Raw genomic sequence first — 20,821 nt, 5'->3', positions numbered from 1 at the left:
GCTCCTCATGGTGGTACGGCGGGGAGGGTGCGGTCAGCCGACGAACTCGACGTCGGAGGTCAGCCAGCGGCCGCCCCGGTGCACCAGGTCGAGCTGCAGCCGATAGGTACGGGCCTCGCCCTCGGGCGCGGCGGTGTTGGTCACCTTGCTGTCGGCGACCACCAGGACGCGGGCCGAGTGCTCGTCGGACCGGACGATGCCCGCTTCGAGGACCTGGCCCTCGGACACGGACTTGTTCTCGGCGACGAGCCTGGTCAACTGCCCGGTCTGCGCGGCGAACTGCTTCTTGAAGTCGCCGGTGGCGTCCTCGAGGACATTCGCGCTGTCCCGGTCGTAGTGCCGGTAGTCGAGCGAGGTGAAGTTCAGCGCAGACTGGCGGCTCGCGGCCAGGATGTCCTGGCGCCGCTGCTCCGCCTCACGTTGGTCGTAGAGCCCGAGGCCCAGCCAGATCGTCAGCGCGATGGTGAGGACGGTCGCCACCACAAGCCCCACCGACCACGCCCTGCCCGTCAGGGCCCTGCTCATGCCGTCGGTCCAACCAGCAGCCATTGCCACGAATCCTTTCCGAACACGGCCTGTTGGCCGCCCGTCGAGCCGATCTCGACGGGCCTTCCGTCCGGGCCGGTGGCCGTGCCGGTCTCCGGGTCGTACGGCGTGACGTACGCCGTCCGGTTCGTGCCGCCGGAAGCGGCGGACGCGCCGGGGGCGTTCTGCGCGCCCCGCACCGACGTCTTGCTTCCGCGCGGGGCCGTGCAGCGCGCGTCGGTGTTCGCCCCGCGCGTGCTGGTGTCCGCGGGGTCGCGCCGTGTCGTCCCGTATCCCTGGGTGCACGGCGGCGGGTCGTCGGCGTTCACCACCAGGCCGAAGTGGGTGGTGCCGTCGCCCGGAACGACCGTGTAGCTGCCCGCGACCACTGCCGGGAAGGTGACCAGGGCCTGCTCCACGCCGGGCAGCTGCGCCAAGGTGACCTGGCCGCCGCTGATCAGGTTGGCCAGCAGGACCGACAGCCGTGGTCCGGTGGACTTCAGCAGCGAGTTCACCTGTTGCGCGGCCGGCGTCGCGTTGCCGATCAGCTTGCGCAGGTCCCCGTCGCTCGACTTCAGCTGTGCGGAGAGCGCCGCCAGATCGTGCGCGAACGACTTGATGGACGAGCCCTGGTCGGCCTGCGTCTTGAGAACCTTCCGCGAGTCCTCGATGAGTGAGATCGTCTGGGGCAGTGAGTCGGACGCGGACTCGACGAGCGCGTTGCCCGACTCCACCAGCCGGCTCAGGTTCGGTCCGGTGCCGGAGAACGCCTTGCCCAACTCGTCGACCGTGACCCGCAGATCGTCCTTGCCGACCGAGTTCACCAGCCGGTCCAGGCTGAGGACCAGGTCCGTCGTGGGCAGCGGCACGCGGGTGCTGCCGCGTGGGATGGAGCTGCCGTCGAGCAGATACGGGCCGTGGGAGGTACGCGGCTGCAGATCGACGTACTGCTCGCCCACCGCCGAACGGTTCGCCACCACGGCGAGCGTGTCCGCCGGAACGCGCGGTGCGCCGTCCTTGATGTCGAGGGAGACAGAGACCCCGTCGGAGCCGGTCAGCCGCAGCGCGCCGACGCGGCCCACCGGCACCCCGCGGTAGGTGACCTCGGCGCCGGGGAAGATGCCTCCGGAGTCGGCGAAGTCCGCCCGCACGGTGTAACCGTGGCCCAGGACGTCGTCCACCAGGCCCGTGTACTCGGCGCCGACGTACGACACCCCGACGGCGGTGACGACGGCGAAGGCGAGCAACTGGACTTTGACCGTACGTGTGATCACGGCTGAACCCCCTTCAGCATCAGCTCCGCGAGCGCGAGGTCGATCCCCGCGGGAAGCTCTCCTCGGGTGGTGTAGCCGCTGGTGCACACCGGCGGGCACAGCGGACCGCCGCCGCCCGACGGGGCCGACGGGGCCGACGGGACCGACGGGGCCGACGGGACCGAGGGGGGCGGCACACTCGGGGTGCTGGGCAGCGCCGTGGGCGTCGGGACGGCCGGCAGATCCGGAAGACCGGGTACGTCAGGGGTTCCGGGTCCCTGGGAGTTGCCGTTGCCGGACTTGTCGGACCCGCCCGCCAGGTTCCCGTAGAGGTCCGACAGATCGAGGTCGGCGGTAATGTCGAGGTTGACGTAGTCGCCCTTGACGGCGTCCACCGCGTTGCGCGGGAACGGGTAAGTAGTCAGCAGTTCAAGAGAGTTGGGCAGATCGTCGCCCGCCTTGTTCAATTGCTGCAGGATCGGCCGCAGTTGTTTGAGGTTCGCGACCGTGTCGTCGTGCGAGGCCGTGACCACCCTGGTGCCCGTCCTGCCCAGCTTCGCCAGGGCGGTGAGCATCTTCGTCAGGTCGCGCCGCTGGTCGGCGAGGACCTTCAGGGCGGGCGGCATCGTGTCGACGGCCTGGGCGATCGTCTTCTTCTCCTTCCCGAGCCGCTCGGCGAGCGCGTCTACAGCCTTGAGGGCACGGACGATGTCCGCACGCTGGTCGTCCAGGCCGCCGACGAACGTGTTCAGCTCCTCGAGCAGAGACCTGACCCGGTTCTCCCGGCCGTTCAGGGCCTTGTTCAGCTCCACGGTGATCGTCTTGAGCTGGGCCACTCCGCCGCCGTTGAGCAGTGCGGACAGCGCGGACAGCACCTCCTCGATCTCCGGGTTGCGGCCGCTGCGGGACAGCGGGATGCGGTCGCCGTCGCCGAGTCGGCCCACGGGCGCGGTGTCGGGCGAGGCGGAGAGCGCCACGTACTTCTCGCCGAGCACGCTGGTCTGGCGCAGCTCGGCGACCGCGTTGGCGGGCAGCTTCACCGAGTCGGCGACCCGCAGCCGTACGCGCGCGTGCCAGCCGTTCAGCCGCACCTTCTCGACCGCGCCCACGGTGACGTTGTCGACCTTCACCGCCGACTGCGGTACCAGGTCGAGTACGTCCCGGAACTCGACGGTGACGTGGTAGGCGTGGCCGTCCGCGGCGGCACCGCCGGGCAGCGGGACGTCGTACCAGCCGTTGAACTCGCAGCCGGTCAGCAGCAGCGAGCCGACGGCCGCCCAGGCGACCGCCCCGCCCTTGCCCAGTGCGCTCCTGCGTAGCGCGCTCATGCGTCGGCCCCCAGAATTCCGCCGAGGGTGCGGTCGACCGTGCCGGTCACCGCGGAGCCCTGAGGCACCTTCGGCAGGGAGTCGAAGAGCTCCTTGAGCTCCTTGCAGTCGGGATTCTTGCCGCCTTCGTCGCCTGTCGTTCTCAGTACGGAGCACAGCAGGGAGGCCGGATCCTGCGCCTGCTGGGCGTTGTTGCGGGTGTCGAGGGTGCCCGCGGACGGGTTGTAGGCGTTGTTCAGGTTCGACAGACCCGTGGGAGCGACCTTCAACAGCTCCTCCAGCGCGGCCCGTTGGGTGACGAGCACCTTGGTCACCTTGCTGAGGCCCTTCACGTTCGAGGTCAGCGAGTTCTTGTTCTTCTTCACGAAGCCGGCGACGTCTCCGAGTGCCGTCCCCAGGTTCTTGAGCGCGGCCGCGAGATCATCGCGCTCGCCCGCAAGCTGGTCCGCGACCTCGGCGAGGCTGGTGTTGAACGACCGCACGCTCTTGTCGTCGGCGGCCAGCGCCGCAGTGAACACCTGGAGGTTCCGCACCGTGCCGAACAGGTCCTTGCGGCCGTCGGACAGCGTGGTGACCGCCTCGGACAGGTCCTTGACCGTCTGGTTGAGGTTCTCGCCCTGGCCGTCGAGGTTGTCCGCGCTCACCCCGAGCAGCCGCGACAGCGAGCCGTTCTTGTTGGCGCCCTTGGGGCCGAGCGCCTCGGCCGTCGTGTGCAGACTGTCGAAGACGCGGTCCAGTTCGACCGGCACGGCTGTGCGCTGCTCGGGGATGACAGCGCCGTCGCGCATCGCCGGACCGCTGCGGTAGACCGGCAGCAGCTGTACGTAACGGTCGCTGACCACCGAGGAGTTGATGATCGCGGCCTTGGCGTCGGCCGGGACCTTGCGGCCCGCGTCGTACGCCAGTTCCACACGCACCCGGTCGCCCTGCGGGGTGATCTTCTTGACCTCGCCGATCCGGACACCGAGGACGCGCACGTCCGAGCCGGGGTAGATACCGACGGTGCGCGGGAAGTACGCCGTGACCTGGACATTCCCGGGCCGCGGCCACAGTACGTACGTGAACGCGGCGACGAGGACGAGCGCGCAGACCAGAGCCACCCGTTTCACGGACTTGCGGCGGATGTTCACTGCGAGCCTCCCGTCCGCGGTTCGACCGGAGCGGCGACGAGGTTCTGGACGTAGGAGTCGAACCAGCGGCCGTTGCCGAGGGCGTTGGTGAAGACCCGTACGTAGGGCGCGAGCAGCTCGACGCTCCGGTCGAGGCTGGACTCATTGCGTTCGAGCATCCGCACCACGCGGTCCAGGCCCCTGAGCGCGGGCCCGATCTCCTTGTCGTTGTCGTGGACGAGGCCGGAGAGCTCGATGCCGAGCGTGGCGGAGCTCTTCAGCAGCTCGTGGATCGCCTCGCGCCGCCTGCTGATCTCCTTGAACAGCTTGTCGCCGTCCTCTACCAGCGCGGAGAAGTCCTTGGAGCGGTCCGCGAGTACGCCCGTGACGCCGTTCGCGTGGTCCAGGAGTTCGCTCAGCGCCTTGTCACGCGAGGCCACGGTCCGGGAGATCTTCGACAGACCCTCGATGGACGCCCTCACCTCGGCGGGTGAGTCCTGGAAGGTGGTGGAAATGGTGTCCAGGGCCTTCGCGAGCCGGTCGGTGTCGACGTCCTCCGTCGTCGTGGTGAGATCGCTGAACGCCTGTACGACGTCGTACGCCGGGACCGTCCGCTTCAGCGGTATCTCGCTCCCGGCCGTCAGCTGCCCCGGCCCCTTGGGGTGCAGCGCGAGGTACTTCGCGCCGAGGATGGTCTTGACCCGGATCGACGCGCCGGTCTCGGTGCCGAATTCCGGGTCGCCCTTGATCTTGAAGGTGATCTTGACGTGGTCACCGTCCAGATCGACGTCCTCGACCTTGCCCACCTTGACCCCGGCGATCCGCACCTCGTCGCCGGGCTTGAGGCCGCCCGCCTCCGAGAAGGCCGCGCTGTACGTCTCGCCGTCGCCGATCAGCGGCAGGCTGTCGGCGTTGAACGCGGCCACGGCCAGCAGCCCGAGGACGGTGAGGCCGACCGCTCCGATCACCACCGGGTTGTGCTCGCGGAACGGGGTCAGGCGCGGGCGGCGTATCCGTATGCGGGGCAGCCTGGGTGGGTCGATGCGGACTCTCACCAGGGGTTCCGGACGGCGGGGGCGGGGTGCCCGGCGCGGCAGCAGCCGTATGTTCGGGAGCTTGGGCGGGTCGACGCGGACCTTGACCAACGGCTCCGGGCGGCGCTTGCGGGAGCGCTTCATCATGCGCCGCACCTCGCCCTCGCCACATGCAGGTCTGGAGTGAGCGTCTGCTTCGTCTTCGGCAGCACGATCCGGCCGTCGAAGTCGCAGAGGTAGAAGTTGAACCACGAGCCGTAGGACGCCGTCCCCGTCAGCGCGTTGAGCTTGTTCGGCAGCCGCTTCAGGACGCCCTCCACAGTCTCCTCGTTCTTGTTCAGCGTTCCGGTGAGATCGCTCAGCTGGGCGATGTCGTCCTTCAGTGGCGGACGCGCGTCCTCGAGCAGCCCCGCGGTGGCGTCCGTGAGGTCGCCGATGCTCACCAGCGACTGCCCGATGGGCTTGCGGTCGGCGGACAGGCCCGAGACCAGCCGGCGCAACTGCACCAGCAGCCCCGAGAAGCGGGAGCCGCGCTTGTCCAGCGTCTCCAGCACCGTGTTGAGGTTGTCGATCACCGAGCCGATGAGCTTGTCGCGGCCGGCCAGCGTCGTGGTGAGCGAGGCCGTGTGCGCGAGCAGGCTGTTGACGGTGCCTCCCTCGCCCTGCAATGTGCGGATGATCTCGGTGGCGAGCTGGTTGACGTCCTGCGGGCTGAGCGCGGCGAACAGCGGCTTGAAGCCGTTCAGCAGCGCGTTGAGGTCCAGCGCGGGCTGCGTGCGCGACAGCGGGATCGTGGCGCCGGGCTTCAGCCGGGTGCCGTCTCCCGCGCCCTCGGTCAGGGCGACATAGCGCTGTCCGACGAGGTTCCGGTAGCGGACGACCGCGCCGGTGCTGTTCAGCAGCGGACGGTCCGCGCTGACCGAGAAGGTGACCTGCGCCAGCGTCCGGTCCTTGATGCTGATGCCCTCGACCTCTCCGACCCGCACCCCCGCCACGCGGATGTCGTCGCCGTTCTCCAGGCCGGTGACGTCACTGAAGACGGCGTGGTACGTCCGCTCGGGAGTGAAGGAGATGTTCACGATGGTGGCGGCGAGCAGGGCCGTCGCCAGGATCGTCACCAGGGCGAAGAGGCTGAACTTGATCAGCGGCGCGGCGGCCTGTCGGGCTCCTGTGTTCCTCATGCGACGCTCACCGCCGTCCCGCGCGCCATCGGCCCGAACAGCAGGGTCGCGACCGGCGGCACCTGGTCGGCGGGCACGCCCATGACGGGTGCCACCAGTGAGCCGACGGCGCGCTGCTCGGCCCGGGTGGCGGACACGCCGGACGGGCCGGACGAACTCCCCTTCTTCGACCCGTCGTCGAGGTGGAACCCGGGTGCGGGCACCGGCGGATGGGGCAGGTCGCGGCAGTTGGGCCCCGACCGTTCGCCGTAGCGGGGATACTCACCGGGTTCGTACGCCCCCTGCTGGCGGACGACTTCGAGCGTGATGTGCATCTTGCCGCCGCGGAACGCCGGCTCGGAGGCCTGCTCCTCACGGACCAGGCCGGCGAGGAGACAGGGGTACTCGGGCGAGTAGCGGGCGAAGAGGTCGAGCGTGGGGCGGGAGACCCGGCCCAGGGTGATCAGCCGGTCGCCGTTCGCGTCGAGGAAGTCGTCCGCGGTGCCCGCGGCGGTGGCCGTCGTGGTGAGCGCGGACGCGAGCCGGTCCCGCTGCTCGACGATGGTGCGGCTGGTGGTGACGGTGTTGCGCAGGATCTCCATCAGGTCGGGAGCCGCGTCGCCGTACACCTCGGCGACGTCGGCCAGGCGTGCGAAGTCCTCGGTGAGCGACGGCAGGTGGGGATTGAGGCGGTGCAGATAGTCCTCCACGCGCGTGAGGTTGTCGCCGATCCGGTCGCCGCGCCCTTCGAGGGCGGTGGCGAACGCGGAGAGCGTGGCGTCGAGCTTGCCGGGCTGCACGGTCCGCAGCAGCGGCAGCAGGTCGTTCATCAGCTGCTGGAGTTCGATGCCGACACGGGTGCGGTCCTGGGTGATGACGTCCCCGGCGCGGATGGGGCGATCCGACGAGTGTGCGGAGTGCGCGGACGCGACCAGATCTACGTACTTCTCGCCGAACAGCGTCTTGGGCAGCAGGCGTGCGTGCACGTCGGACGGGATGTACGCGACGTACTCCGGCTTCAGCGCGATGTCGAGCGTCGCCTTCGTCCCGTCGGTGTGCACCGCGCGCACCTCGCCGACCAGCAGCCCGCGCAGCTTGACGTCGGCCCGCGGATCGAGTTGGTTGCCGAGGCTGTCGGCCTCCAGCGTGATCCGTACGGCCGAGGTGAACACCTGCTGGTACACGGCGACGGACAGGGACAGCAGCAGGCCGAGCACGGCGAGGAACACCAAGCCGTACAACCGCAGTCTCAGTACTCTCATACCGCTCACCCCGCGATCCGTACGGTCGTGTTGGCGCCCCAGATCGCGAGCGACAGGAAGAAGTCCAGGACGTTGATCGCGACGATCGAGGTGCGCACGGCGCGGCCCACGGCGACGCCGACGCCCGCCGGGCCGCCGCTCGCGTAGTAGCCGTAGAAGCAGTGCACCAGGATGATCAGAACGGCGAAGACGAGCACCTTGCCGAAGGACCACAGCACGTCGACCGGCGGCAGGTACTGCTGGAAGTAGTGGTCGTAGGTGCCCGCGGACTGCCCGTAGTAGCCGGTGGTGATGGTGCGGGCGGCGAAGTACGAGGACAGCAGCCCGACCACGTACAGCGGGATCACCGCGACGAAGCCGGCGATCATCCGGGTGGTCACCAGGAACGGCAGCGAGGGGACGCCCATGACTTCGAGCGCGTCGGTCTCCTCGCTGATCCGCATCGCGCCGAGCTGCGCTGTGAACCCGGCGCCGACCGTGGCGGACAGGGCGAGCCCGGCCACCAGCGGGGCGATCTCCCTGGTGTTGAAGTACGCCGAGAGGAACGCCACGAAATTGGACGTGCCGAGCTGGTTGAGCGCGGCGTACCCCTGCAGGCCCACCTCCGTGCCGGTGAAGAACGACAGGAAGGCGATGACGCCGACCGTGCCCCCCACGACGGCGAGCGCGCCACGGCCGAAGCTCACCTCGGCGAGCAGCCGCAGGATCTCCTTCTTGTAGCGGCGCACGGTGCGGCCGGTCCACGCCAACGAGCGGCCGTAGAAGGAGAGCTGGGAGCCCAGGGCTTCGAGTGAGCGCAGCGGGCGGGCGAGGAGCCTTTGAAGCCGTATGGGCCGTATGGGCCGTATGGGCCGTATGGGCCGTATGGGGCGCGTCGGTCGCATCGGTCGAGTCGGTCGAGTCGGTCGCATGGATCGCGTCGGTCGCATCGGCTAACCCCTCTGCGGGGCGACTTGGAAGTACACGGCGGTCATCACGAAGTTCGTCACGAACAGCAACATGAAGGTGATCACCACCGACTGGTTCACGGCGTCGCCCACGCCCTTCGGCCCGCCCTTCGCCGTAAGTCCCTTGTACGAGGCGACGATCGCCGCGATCGCACCGAACACCAGCGCCTTGATCTCGGCCGCCCACAGGTCGGACAGCTGGGCCAGCGTGGTGAAGGAGGCGAGATAGGCGCCCGGTGTGCCGTTCTGCAGCACGACGTTGAAGAAGTAGCCGCCTGCGACACCGACGACGGACACCAGGCCGTTGAGCAGCACCGCCACGACCATCGACGCCAGCACGCGCGGGACGACCAGCCGGTGAATGGGGTCGATGCCCAGCACCTGCATCGCGTCGATCTCCTCGCGGATCTTCCGCGCCCCGAGGTCCGCGCAGATGGCCGTGCCGCCGGCGCCCGCGATCAGCAGCGCGGTGACGATCGGCGATGCCTCCCGCAGCACCGCGAGGACCGAGGCGGCCCCGGAGAACGACTGGGCGCCGAGCTGCCGGGTCAGACTGCCGATCTGCAGCGCGATGACCGCGCCGAAGGGGATGGACACGAGGGCCGTCGGCAGGATGGTGACGCTCGCGACGAACCAGGCCTGCTGGATGAACTCCCTTGCCTGGAACGGTCGTCGGGGCACGGTCCGGACGACGTCCAGGGCCATCGCGAAGAGGTTCCCCGACTGTCTGAGCGCCCCGGTCGGTGACAGGCTCATGCGTCCGCCACCTCTTTCCGGTGCAGCTCGGCCTCGCGTCTCGCGATCGCCTCCCATCGGGGCGGGCGGGTGATGCCCGGCCCCGGCAACAGTCGGGGCGTCAGAGCCTGACTGCCGGGAGTCTTCGGGTGCGCTCCGTCGCCGAGCTGGGCCAGCTCCTGCTCGACCTGAGCGGCGTCCTTCTCCTCCGCCATGCCGATCGGGCCCTGCATCCGGCCGTTCAGAAACTGCCGTACGACCGGCTCGTCGCTGGTCAGCAGCTTCTCGCGGGGCCCGAACATGACCAGCTCGCGGCGGAACAACAGCCCGATGTTGTCCGGCACCTGCCGGGCGGAGGCGATGTCGTGCGTGACGATCAGGAACGTCGCGTTGATCTGCGCGTTGAGGTCGACGATGAGCTGGTTGAGGTACGCGACGCGCACCGGGTCGAGGCCCGAGTCCGGCTCGTCGAACAGAATGATCTCCGGGTCGAGCACCAGCGCCCGCGCCAGCCCGGCCCGCTTGCGCATTCCGCCGGAGATCTCGCCGGGCAGCTTCCCTTCGGACCCGAGCAGCCCGACCATGTCCATCTTCTCGAGCACGATGCGCCGGATCTGGCTCTCGGACTTGCGGGTGTGCTCGCGCAGCGGGAAGGCGATGTTGTCGTACAGGCTCATCGAGCCGAACAGCGCGCCGTCCTGGAACAGCACGCCGAAGAGCTTCCGCACTTCGTAGAGCTCGCGCTCGCGCAGCCTGGTCACGTCCCGGCCCGCGACTTTCACGGAACCGCGCTCCGGCTTGAGCAGTCCGACGAGCGTCTTGAGGAACACCGACTTGCCCGTGCCCGAGGGGCCGAGCATGACCGAGACCTCCCCGGCGGGCAGCGTCAGCGAGACGTCCTGCCAGATGACCTGGTGGCCGAAGGACTTCGTCAGCCCTTCCACACAGATCTCGACACCCATCCGGTCCACCCTTCAGCCATGGAGCAGCTCTGACATCTGCTCTACGGGGAGGGGCGGGGTGTCCGTCGCGACGGACGCGGATTTTTTTCCGGCGTCTTGCGGCGCGGTTTCCGCCAGGTCGACGGCGGCGCCTTTTCCGGTGGTGCTGCTGGTTCTACGGCGGCGACTTTCGCGGCGGTGCTACTGGTTCTACGGCGGCGACTTTCGCGGTGGTGCTACTGGTTCTACGGCGGCGCTCTTGGCGCGGTTCTACGGCAGCGGGGTCGGCGTCGGTACGCCGACCGGGGCGGAGGACGTGGCGGAGGACGTGGCGGAGGATGTGGCGGGAGCCTCAGGGAGGGCCGGTGGCGTCGTCGGGATCGCGGACGCGGCCGGCAGATTGGGGAGGTCGGGGAGGTCGGACGCGTTCGGCAGGTCGGACACTCCGGACACGCCGGGGACGCCGGACACGCCCGGGACGCCAGGCGCACCGGGGACGGGCGGCACCGGTGACAGCGAGACGTCCGGCAGCGGTGGCACCGACAGCGGCAGCAGCGACCGGTCGTGATCGCCGGGCGGCACGGTCGGCGTCGCTCCGTGAGACGTCGAGACGGCCGACAGGTCGCGGGCGTCCGGGGTGGCTGCCCGGCCGAGGTCGTCGGGCCTGACGGTCCGCGTGGTCGCCTGAGACATACGGGACACCGAGGGACGGGGAGTGCCTTGCCCGCCCCCGCCCCCGTCCCCGTCGTGGACGTACGGCAACACGAACCCCGCCACCACCAGTGTCGCGGCCGTCGAGGTCACCACCACAGCCTGCGCGTGTCCGCCCGCGCGCAGCTTCCCGCGCCCCCACAGGAACAGGGCGAGGCCCAGCGTCCCGGCCAGCGAGGTACGCAGCGTGCGCCGGGCCCGGGCGAGCAGCGACTCGACGGTCCGATAGCTCAGCCCCATGCGCACGGCGACCTGGCCGACGTCGAGGTCCTCGGACTTCAGCCGGAGCGCTTCGGCCTGGCGCTCGGGCAGTTCCCCGCTGCGCACGGCCAGCCACTTGGCCTCGGCCCGGTCGCACACCGCCTCCTCGACGGGCACCGGGCCCGGCGCGACGAGCGTGGGGCTGCTGCGTACCTCGGCCTCACGGTTGACCTGGCGGTACCGGTCGACGCAGAGCCGCATGGTCACGGTCGTCAACCACGCGCCGAGACGCTCGTCGTCCAGGTCGGGGCGCTCCGCGGCGCGCAGCATGGCCTCGTGCACCGCGTCCTCGGCGTCCTCCGGACTCATCGACCTGCGCCGGGCCACCTTGAGCAGGTGCTCGCGGTGGCTCCACATGTGCTGCCAACGGTCGTGGGCCGCCTGTATCTCCGCAGGCATGTCAGGCATGTCAGGCATGTCCACCGCCATGAGGACCCCTTCGCGCTCATCCGCCGGTCTCGTGCCGTCCGGCGAGTGGCGACATTACCGCCCAGTATCCGCGGTTGTGGAGGGGGTGGAGGCCATCGAGTCCGCACTGTTGCCGCCCAGCGGGGCGCCGCTGGGCAGCAGGTCGTCGGCGGGCAACTCGATGTCCGTGCCGGGGGCGGGGAGTTGGGGTTCCTCCGTCTCCGTGCCCCCGGCTGATGGACGGGACGTGCCGGCGGTCGGCGAGGCAGGTGCGGAGGGAGCCCGGGACGGGGAGCCGCTGGGACGGGGGAACGGGGTCGGCTTCGGCGTGGGTTCCCGCGTGTGTTCCGGCGTGGGTTTCGGCCGCGATGGCTCGGGGCGTCCCGAACCCTTCGCGGAGCTGTCCGGCACCACCCGGTGCCCTTCCAGGAAGTACGCGTACCAGGCCATGACCGTGCGGAGATACGCCTCCGAGTGGTTGTAGCCGAGGACCGCCCGGTCCAACGCGGCCGGGTCGGAGAGGTCCCGCCCGCCCGCGCACAGATAGCGCCCGGCGGCGAGTGCCGCGTCGAAGACGTTGCCCGGGTCGGCCCGCCCGTCGCCGTTGCCGTCCGTGCCCCAGCGGGCCCAGGTCGACGGGATGAACTGCATCGGCCCGACCGCCCGGTCGTAGGCCGGGTCCCCGTCGTAAGCGCCGCCGTCGGTGTCCCGTACGACAGCGAAGGCGCCGCCGTCCAGCCGCGGCCCGAGGATCGGCGTCACGGTCGTACCGTCCGCCGTCACCCGACCGCCCCGCGCCTGCCCGGACTCCACCTCGCCGATCGCGGCCAGCAACTGCCAGCGCAGCCGGCAGCCGGGAGCGGTGCGCGCCAGCTCCGCCTCGGCGCGCCGGTAGGCGGCGAACACGCTCGCCGGGAGCGCGGCGCCCGCCCCCGCCGCCCCACGCACCGACGCCCCACGCTCGCGCTCCCGCGTCCGCAGCGGCGGGAGTGCGGTGCGGTACAGGGTGTCGCCCGACACGCTCGGCCCGTGCTCGACGGGTGCCTCCCGCTCGGGTACGGAGGCCCGTGCCGGGACCGCCCCCGGCGCCTGTGACGCGGTCAGCGCCGCCATGGCCACCGCCGCGATCGCCGCACCCCTGGCACCTCTGACTCTGTGCCCTGCCACGTCGCACTCCCTCCCCGTGGGTTGATGTCGCCTGCTTCTGCTCTACGGGGCAGGGCGGCGCGTCCGTCGCACGGAGCGGGACGATTTCGGGAAGAGGGGTCCGCACGCGGGTCCATCAAGACCTCCCCGAGCGGCGGGGGCGGTCCGTGGCCCGACGGCGGACCAGGCAGGAGACGTGGGTACCGACGCGAGGGATTCGCGGCGACAACGCAGTCGTTGCCGGTAGCCTCGCGAGCGGCTTGCGGGAGTTCACGCGGCGACTGGCGTGCCGGGACCCGGCCGGTCCGGGGGCCGGAGCGGCCGGACGCGTCCGAGCTGGTTGACCGGACTTGCGAGGCCCGCCCCGCCCGGCCGAGGGCATGACCAAGCCGCATGAAAGGCTGATCCGGGGGAGTTCGCCGAGCAGCGTGACAGCGAGCGGGTGACGCCGAGTCTGCACCGGGTCTACGCCGGGCTGCGCCGTTCCCGGCGTACAGCCCGACTCGTCTGCCGCTACTTGCAGCTTTGCCTTGAAAAGGTCTCTGATCTGTGACGGAGGCTCTTCCGATCTTTCGGAGGTTTGCCGCGTTCGGCGGCGAAAGTCCCGCGGGCGGCACTGACTGCCCTGAAAAGTCCCTGGTGCAGATGAGCGGGCAAGGCCTCGAAGCTGGCCGTTCGCGGCAGCCGTCAAAGCATGGTGCCGGAGCTGCTGGCGGTGGGGACGGGCACTGCCCGACCTGCCCGAGGGCCGCTTCTGGGTCGCCGCGGAAGAGGTCTACGGCAGTGACGGAGCTTCCGCTACTTCCTCGGGACGCGTCGACTGCCGTACGCGGTCACCGTGCAGGCCGGCTGATGGAACGCCGCGCCAGTACCTGAAGCAGACGCCCGCGCTGGGCGGGCGGACTGCCGAGGCCGTGGACCGGGCGACGGAGTCGGTTGTGCTCCCTTCGCTGTTTCTTCCACGGGCTGGGCACACCGAGGCTCCTGAACAGCGAGAAAATCGTTCCGTAACTATCGCTTCACGCATTGGTGCGCTGACCGTAGGATTCGCATCCAGGGGGGATCAGCGGGACTTGTGCGGCCACCAGGACAGTACGGACGTCTGTGGCCGCGCTTTGCGTTGGCGGCAGAGGAGACTGCCGTCGACGCCGGTGCTCCGTTGGCCCAGAAGCGACAACATCAGGGACCAGCGTGACGAACTCGGGTGACTTCGGGGGCAGCCAGGAACTCGACCGCCTCAAGGCGATGCTTGAGAGCTGGCGCACCTCTTTGGTGGACCTGAGCGGCCGCAACCGGCTGCTCAATTTTCGCCACACCAAGTCGGCGACACTGGAGATCTCGACCCCATCCGCACAGAAGCTCGTCGAAGGCCTGGCGCGCGGCTGGGACTTCGCGCCGCTCCCGGACGAGGAACCGGAGGCCGGCGAGGGCATGCGATCCGGCGATGTGGTCCTCGCGAAGAAGGGCGACCGCACCGACGGAATCGTTACCCAGAAGACCACCGCTCCTTCCCTTCTGCGCGCGTTGAACAGCCTGCGCGCCAAAGCGACGCAGGTCTTCAACGACTATGGCCTGTGGACCCTCAACCTTGGCGTCGGCATGGTTCGCTGGCGTGAGGACGGAGCTGAGACGGGGAGCGACGCCCCCCTGATCCTGATGCCGGTGGTCATTGAGCGCGCGCGCAACGGCCGGATCCGCCTGAGGGCGAGCGACGACGAGGAACCGCGCCTCAATCCGGCACTGAGGGTGAAGCTGGACCAAGTCCATATCGACTGGACGCCGGTTGGTGAACAGGACCCTTCGGACCTGCAGGCGGTGCTCTCCACCGCGGCTCGCGCGGTGGCGGGCAAGGCCGGATGGCAGATCTCCGACCGTGTGGTGCTCGCGCTCTTCGCCTCCCACAAGGAGTCGATGTACCAGGACCTGCTGGACAACGAGGCCCGCGTCCTCGGCAGTGACCTCGTACGGGCGATGGCGCTCGGCCCGAATTCCGGACTCGCCTCCGACCGTTTCGACTTCGAGGAGATCGAGCTCCACCGGATCGACGAACTGAGCCCGCCCGAGGACAGCCCGCTGGTGCTCGACGCCGACGCCTCGCAGCGGCAGGCCGTCGCCGCGGCCGTGGCCGGGCAGTCGTTCGTTCTGGACGGCCCGCCCGGCACCGGCAAGAGCCAGACGATCACGAACATGATCGCCGGTCTGATGCACGCGGGCCGGAGCGTGTTGTTCGTCAGTGAGAAGGCGGCGGCCCTCGACGTCGTCCTTGACCGGCTGAAGTCGGTCGGACTCGACTCGTACGCCATGGCCCTCCACAGCCACAACACCAGCCGCAAGGCGGTGGCCCAGGAGCTGGGCCGGGCGCTCGCGGAGGAGCCGCGCGCACCGCAGCTGTCACAGCAGACCCTGGCGCAGGCCAGGGAACTGCGCCTCGCACTCAGCGCCTACGCGGAAGCGATGAACGAGGTCCGCGTCCCGCTGGGACGGACCCTGCACGACGTACTCGGTCGGGTCGGCCGGCTTTCCGAGGCGCCGGTGGCCTATCTGAGCCATGGTGACGACACCCCCACGGGGGCAGAGGCGACGTTTCGCGCTGAGACGCTCAGTGACGAGGACCTGCGTCTGATCGTCGAGGCGACCAAAGCCATCTCCGACGCTTGGGAGGCGGTCGCCGACCCGTTGTTCCCCTGGCGCGACCTGCGGGCCGGCTTGCCGCATCCACGTCCTGTGCTGGAGCAGGCGCAGGCGGCGCGGGACGCGCTCACGACGGCGGTCGACCGGTACCGAGATCTCGCGCCCGGGGGAGTGCCCGTTACGGACCAGGGCGGAATCGACCGTCTGATCGCGCTCCTGCGGCTGCTCGACGTGCGGAGTCCGGTGCCGGAAGTATGGCTGACCACGGATGCCTTCGCCGACGAGGTGGACGACCGGGCCGACGCCTTCCTGACTGAACTGCGCAAGGTGCAGCGTACGAGCACTGCCGTCCGCGCGGCGGTCGGCGAGCGCTGGCAGGAGCTGTCCACCAGGCTGACGGCTGAGCCGGGGGAAGCCGAGACGACGCTCTCGGCCATGGCGCCGCGCGGCCTCGGCCTTGCCGGACTCACGGAGGAGCAAGCGCGACAGCTCGCCGAGGAGTTCGACGCGACCGCTGGTGTGTTGGTGCGGACCCTCCAGAGCCTCACCGGTGTCAGCCACCTCACCGGGCTCACGAGTTTTGGCAGCCTCGAGGAAGCACGTCATCTGTGTGACGTGATCGCCGTGGCGGGCACCGAACATCGCCCTCTTGAGCAGTGGCTGGTCCCTGAGGGCCCTGCGCGGGCGGAGGCGGCGGCGGTCGGGGCCGCCGCCGACGCACTGAGCGACTTCTTCCTACGACAGGACCAGGTACTCTCCGCGCAGGCCCTCGCGACGGACCACGCGGGCCCGGGGTGGGCCGAACTGCATCGGGAAGTGAGCGCCGAGCGACCGGCCAACGAGCAGGCCCTCGCTGCACTGGAACCGCCTGGCGCCGACATCGCGTCGCTGACCGGCCGCGAGGCCGCGGAGCTGGCCGAGCGGTTCGACACGCTCGCCGACGCCCTTGAGATGGCCGCCGAGCATGCCGACTCGGTGGCCGAGCGCCTCGGGTGTGACCGGCCGAAGTCGACGTCCGAGGCGGAGGACCTTGCCACGCTCGTGGAGCTGGCCACAGCCTCGGACCGTACGCCCGAAGCATGGCTCGACCCCGGGGCACTACCCGGTGTCCGGGCAGCCGTCGCGGAGATCTCCTCGGCCGCCGACGACCTGGCTGCCGCGGAGGAGGCGGCGCGTGACACCTTCCTGCCCGAAGTCGTCTCCACGCCCGAGTTGCCCGAAGCAGTCCACCGGCTCATGGAGGGCCGCCAGGGACTTGCCGGCATGCTGTCCAGCGGCGTCCGGGCCGACCGGAAGCTCGTGGCCCGGCTGACGCACGGAGGCTCGTGGCGCGGCGAGCTGTACGACAAGCTGTCACTCGCCGACGCCTGGTGCGCCGCACACCGGAAGCTGCGGTCGCTGGCCACGACCCACGCCGAGCTGATCGGCCGCTATCGGGGCACGGTGTTGCCCGATGTCCCGGCACTGCGCAAGGCACTCGTGCACGCCGAAGCGGTCCACGCACTCGCGCCGGAAACTGTCGCCTACCCCTACCGCCGGAGTCTGCTCGCCACTCACCTGGCCGACGGCCGAGAGCCGCAACCCGCACTCGTCGAGCACGGCGCGGCACTGCGCGGCGATCTCGCCACGTGGCGAAGGGATTTGGACAGCCCGTCGCTGACACCGCATGCGGCCGACCTCGCCAAGCAGCCGCTCGGCGACGCCGCCCGCTGGCTGCGCGCCCACCTCGCCCCATTGCGACAGGCCGTCGCGCTGCTGGACACCGTGGCCTCGATCGGTCGCCGGGACAGTGGCCCCGGCTCCGAGCAATCGCTCGCCTCTGCACGCACGGCGGTCACGGCCGCGCACGCGGCACAGAAGGAGACCGCCGCGTTCGCCGCTCAGGCCGTAGCCGACCGCAGCCTTCTCGGTCCCTGGTATCGCGGCCTCGACACGCAGGCGGACGACTTGCACGACGCCGCGCCCAACGGTGTGACGGGCTACGAGCCCATGGGGCAGCTCCTGGGCCGCGGCCTTGACCTGACGCGACAGCAACCGGGCCCGTACACCACGGAGCAACAGCGCAAGTTGCTGGGCCGGTACGTCCCCGGAGGGCACCCCCACACTGAGGCCTTGCGGGCCGCACTGGACTCCGCCCGGCTGATCGCCCGTCTCGCACCCGACACGCTCGCGGACCCAGCGCGCAGGGCCAGCCTCGTCGGGGTACTGGCCGACGGTCGGCCCGAACCGCGCGAACTCCTGGCGCAGACGTACCAGATCCGCCGTGACCTGGACCTCTGGCAGGGGTACACCGGGCAGCCCCACCTCGCGACGGTCGGCACAGCGCTTGCCGCCCGCCCCCTCGAACGGGCGGCGAGCTGGCTCCGCGCGCATGTGGAGCCCTTCGAGGACGCGGCCGACCTCATCCGCTCAACGGCCCGGGTCATGGGCGAGGAGAAGGGCCTCACTCTGTCGCGGGCCAGGCAAGCGGTCGCGGCCGTCGTTTCCGCCCGCGCCGCCGAGTCCTCTTTCGCGGAGAACGACGCCACGTACCGAAGCCTTCTCGGTTCCCTGTACCAGGGCACCGAGACAGACCGTGATGCGATCCTGGACGCCCTGGACTGGGCCCAGAAGGTCCGTCGTGCCGCACACGGCGGCCACTCCGCGCCCCTGCCCGAGGCGGCGGCCCGGTTGATGCTGGCCGCGTCAGCCGACACGTCCGTCGCGGCCCGCGCCAGCGACTGGAGCGGTCAACGCGAGGCACTCGCCGGGTACTTCGAGCCTGAGCGGGCTGAGGAGCTGCGACGCGAACTCGCTGAATCCCTCACCGCGGCCCAGTCCGTCCTGTCCCGCCTCGACCGCGACCCCTTCGGCCCGGAAGCCTGGACCAGCTGCGCCGACGCACTGACCCTGCTGCGCCGCTACCACCTCGACGGGCTGCCCGACCAGCTCGCACGCCGCGAGGTTTCTGCCGAGGACTTCCCCGCCGCGATGGAACGTGCGGTGCTCACCGCGTGGGTCGAGCACCAGCTCGCCACCGACCAGAGGCTGAAGCCGATGCGGGCCGTGGAACGCGACCAGTTGGTGGAGCGCTTCCAGAGGGCGGACCAGGACCTGGTGGCGGCGGCGCACGCCGAGGTCATCGCCGCGTGCAACTCCCGCCGCCCTCGCCGGACATCAGTGGGCCAAGCTGCCGTGATACGCCGTGAGTCCGAGAAACAGCGTCGTCACATGCCCGTACGACACCTGCTGCAGCAGACCCGCGACGTCGTACGGCTGGTCAAGCCCTGCTTCATGATGAGCCCGCTGACGGTCAGCCAGTTCCTGCCGCCAGACTTCGAATTCGATGTCGTCGTCTTCGACGAGGCGTCCCAGGTGCTGCCCCAGGACGCGGTGAACTCCGTCTACCGGGGCAAGGCCCTCATCGTGGCGGGCGACCAGAAGCAGCTGCCGCCGACCTCGTTCTTCACTGCGGCCGGCGACAGCGACGACGGTGACGAGTGGGACGAGGACGCCACCGACGGCTTCGAGTCCATCCTCGACATGTGCAAGGCCAGCGGAGTCCTGCGCGGGCTGCCCCTGCGCTGGCACTACCGCAGCCGGCACGAGAACCTGATCGCCTTCAGCAACCACGACTTCTACGACAACTCCATGGTCACGTTCCCGGGCGCGCTGGAACAGGGACCGGACATCGGCGTGGAGTTCATCAAGGCAGACGGCGTCTACGACCGCGGCGGGAGCAGCGACAACCCCCTTGAGGCCACAAAGGTGGCCCAGCGCGTCATCCACCACTTCGACACCCGCCCCGAGCACACGCTCGGCGTGGTCGCACTGTCGAAGTCGCAGGCGGAGGCGATCGAGGAGGCGGTGCAGAAGGCGAGGACGGCCCGCCCGGACCTCGACCACCACTTCACGGAGGGCCGGCTCGACGGTTTCTTCATCAAGAACCTCGAAACCGTCCAGGGTGACGAGCGCGACGTCATCATCCTCTCCATCGGCTACGGTCCCGACCACCGGGGCAAGCTGCTGTCGACATTCGGGCCCATCAACAGGGAGGGCGGCTGGCGACGCCTCAACGTGGCCGTGACCCGAGCCCGGCGCCGCATGGAGGTCATCGCCTCCTTCCACGGTGGCGATCTGCCGGACAGCGCCAACAAGAGCGTGCAGCACCTCAAGCGGTACCTGCAGTACGCCCAGCACGGCCCTGCGATCCTCCAGACGGCGGCCCCCGATCCGGACGCGGCTCCGGAAAGCCCCTTCGAAGAGGAGGTCATCGACGTCCTGCGCGGCTGGGGGTATGAGGTCCAGCCGCAGGTGGGGGTCGCCGGTTTCCGCGTCGACATGGCGGTACGGCACCCGGGCGCGCCCGGCACGTACGCGCTGGGCATCGAGTGCGACGGCGCCATGTATCACTCCTCGCGGGCGGCTCGGGACCGCGACCGGCTCAGAGAAGCGGTCCTGCGCGACCTGGGTTGGAGGCTGCACCGCATCTGGGGTACGGACTGGTATCGCAACCGGCGGGATGCGATGGCGCGGCTTCGGGCCGCGGTGGAACAGGCGTGTGCGGAGGACCCGCATGCGGTACGAGTGGCGTCACCCGTGGGGGTGGACAGCAGCGGCGGCGACCTTGGCAACGATGACGGTACGGCGAAGGTCGTAGAGGGCACCATGAGTGCGGGGCGCGGAGAGTCCGGAGCAGGGGCGGCAGGTGGTCCGGCACTCCCGCGAGTGGAGTTCGTGACGGTCGACTCCGGCCCTGCGCCCTGGAGCCGTCCCTACCAGGACGTAGGCCCTGAGCTGTTGGCAGAGGTACGTGACAGGTCGAGCAGCCAGCGGGGCATGTGGGGCGTGGAGCTGCAGGACCCCGATGCCCTCGACGTGGTGGCGGACGTGGCGCTGTGTGTGGTTGAGGTGGAAGGGCCTGTCGAGAAGGAGGTGCTCTACACCCGGGTCCGTCTCGCGTGGGGCCTCGGACGAGCCGGCCAGGTGGTTCGCGACCGCATCGACCGAGCTCTTCGCCGTCTGCTCAAGCAGGGCAAGATCGTCCACGTCGGTACGGCCTACGACAGGCCCGGCCACGACACGGAGTTCGCCCGCACACCGACGGAGCGGTGCGCCCGACGAGTGGCGGAGGTTCCCGAGTCGGAGCGGCAGCTCGTGCTCAGGAACGTGGTCGAAGAAGGACCGGGCGTGCATCGTGAGGACCTGCTGCGGGAGGCCGCTCGCTTCTTCGGGTGGGCACGGCTCGGAGCCGATATCCGGGACGCGCTGACTGGCGACATCGACGCGTTGACCGCCGTGGGGGACTTGATCGATTCGGAGGGCGGCCTGATGCCCGCCGAGGGTTCTTGATTCGTTGCGGTGGGCTGCTTCCGGAGGGCGGACCAGGAC

The 20,821-nt window shown here is 70.1% G+C and carries 13 protein-coding genes; 1 reads left to right on the top strand and 12 read right to left on the bottom strand.

What is annotated here, in order from left to right; all coding sequences use genetic code 11:
• Positions 1–33 precede the first annotated feature (33 nt).
• The 12 genes from ACIBK3_RS03270 to ACIBK3_RS03215 form a co-directional block, all read right to left on the bottom strand.
• On the bottom strand, positions 34–549 hold the full coding sequence (locus tag ACIBK3_RS03270) for a hypothetical protein (protein ID WP_399361334.1): 516 nt from the start codon (positions 547–549) through the stop codon (positions 34–36).
• The gene (locus tag ACIBK3_RS03265) at positions 522–1,799 is read right to left on the bottom strand and encodes an MCE family protein (protein WP_399361332.1); all 1,278 of its coding nucleotides are present in this window, start codon (positions 1,797–1,799) and stop codon (positions 522–524) included. Before ACIBK3_RS03265 ends, ACIBK3_RS03270 begins: the two co-directional genes overlap by 28 nt.
• The gene (locus tag ACIBK3_RS03260; protein ID WP_399361330.1) at positions 1,796–3,106 is read right to left on the bottom strand and encodes an MCE family protein; all 1,311 of its coding nucleotides are present in this window, start codon (positions 3,104–3,106) and stop codon (positions 1,796–1,798) included. The genes ACIBK3_RS03265 and ACIBK3_RS03260 overlap by 4 nt, the downstream gene beginning before the upstream one ends.
• Entirely contained in the window at positions 3,103–4,206 is a 1,104-nt protein-coding gene (locus tag ACIBK3_RS03255; protein WP_399362093.1) for an MCE family protein, read from the bottom strand. Before ACIBK3_RS03255 ends, ACIBK3_RS03260 begins: the two co-directional genes overlap by 4 nt.
• A 26-nt stretch (positions 4,207–4,232) precedes the next feature.
• Positions 4,233–5,213, bottom strand: coding sequence for an MCE family protein (locus ACIBK3_RS03250; protein ID WP_399362091.1), 981 nt, complete (start codon positions 5,211–5,213; stop codon positions 4,233–4,235).
• Positions 5,214–5,392: 179 nt separating this feature from the next.
• Entirely contained in the window at positions 5,393–6,430 is a 1,038-nt protein-coding gene (locus ACIBK3_RS03245; RefSeq protein ID WP_399361328.1) for an MCE family protein, read from the bottom strand.
• On the bottom strand, positions 6,427–7,671 hold the full coding sequence (locus ACIBK3_RS03240; protein WP_399361326.1) for an MCE family protein: 1,245 nt from the start codon (positions 7,669–7,671) through the stop codon (positions 6,427–6,429). Before ACIBK3_RS03240 ends, ACIBK3_RS03245 begins: the two co-directional genes overlap by 4 nt.
• A 5-nt stretch (positions 7,672–7,676) precedes the next feature.
• The gene (locus ACIBK3_RS03235; protein WP_399361324.1) at positions 7,677–8,555 is read right to left on the bottom strand and encodes an MlaE family ABC transporter permease; all 879 of its coding nucleotides are present in this window, start codon (positions 8,553–8,555) and stop codon (positions 7,677–7,679) included.
• A 48-nt stretch (positions 8,556–8,603) separates the two neighbouring features.
• Positions 8,604–9,374 carry an ABC transporter permease gene (locus ACIBK3_RS03230; protein ID WP_030679597.1) on the bottom strand — a complete coding sequence of 257 codons (771 nt, stop codon included), beginning with the start codon at positions 9,372–9,374 and terminating at the stop codon, positions 8,604–8,606.
• Positions 9,371–10,315: an ABC transporter ATP-binding protein gene (locus tag ACIBK3_RS03225; RefSeq protein ID WP_399361322.1), complete on the bottom strand. Its 945-nt coding sequence runs from the start codon at positions 10,313–10,315 to the stop codon at positions 9,371–9,373. Before ACIBK3_RS03225 ends, ACIBK3_RS03230 begins: the two co-directional genes overlap by 4 nt.
• Positions 10,316–10,564: 249 nt before the next feature.
• On the bottom strand, positions 10,565–11,665 hold the full coding sequence (locus ACIBK3_RS03220; RefSeq protein ID WP_399361320.1) for an RNA polymerase sigma factor: 1,101 nt from the start codon (positions 11,663–11,665) through the stop codon (positions 10,565–10,567).
• A gap of 84 nt (positions 11,666–11,749) precedes the next feature.
• Positions 11,750–12,841, bottom strand: a complete 1,092-nt coding sequence (locus tag ACIBK3_RS03215; protein ID WP_399361318.1) for a lytic murein transglycosylase — start codon at positions 12,839–12,841, stop codon at positions 11,750–11,752.
• A gap of 1,170 nt (positions 12,842–14,011) precedes the next feature.
• Between ACIBK3_RS03215 and ACIBK3_RS03210 the strand changes: the two genes are divergently transcribed.
• Positions 14,012–20,782: a DUF3320 domain-containing protein gene (locus ACIBK3_RS03210; RefSeq protein ID WP_399361316.1), complete on the top strand. Its 6,771-nt coding sequence runs from the start codon at positions 14,012–14,014 to the stop codon at positions 20,780–20,782.
• Positions 20,783–20,821: the final 39 nt, after the last annotated feature.

Origin of the sequence: Streptomyces sp. NPDC050287, assembly GCF_044459385.1 — a bacterium.
Lineage (GTDB): Bacteria > Actinomycetota > Actinomycetes > Streptomycetales > Streptomycetaceae > Streptomyces.
Note: the sequence above shows the minus strand (reverse complement) of the source record. Positions and strands in the feature narration are given on the sequence as shown.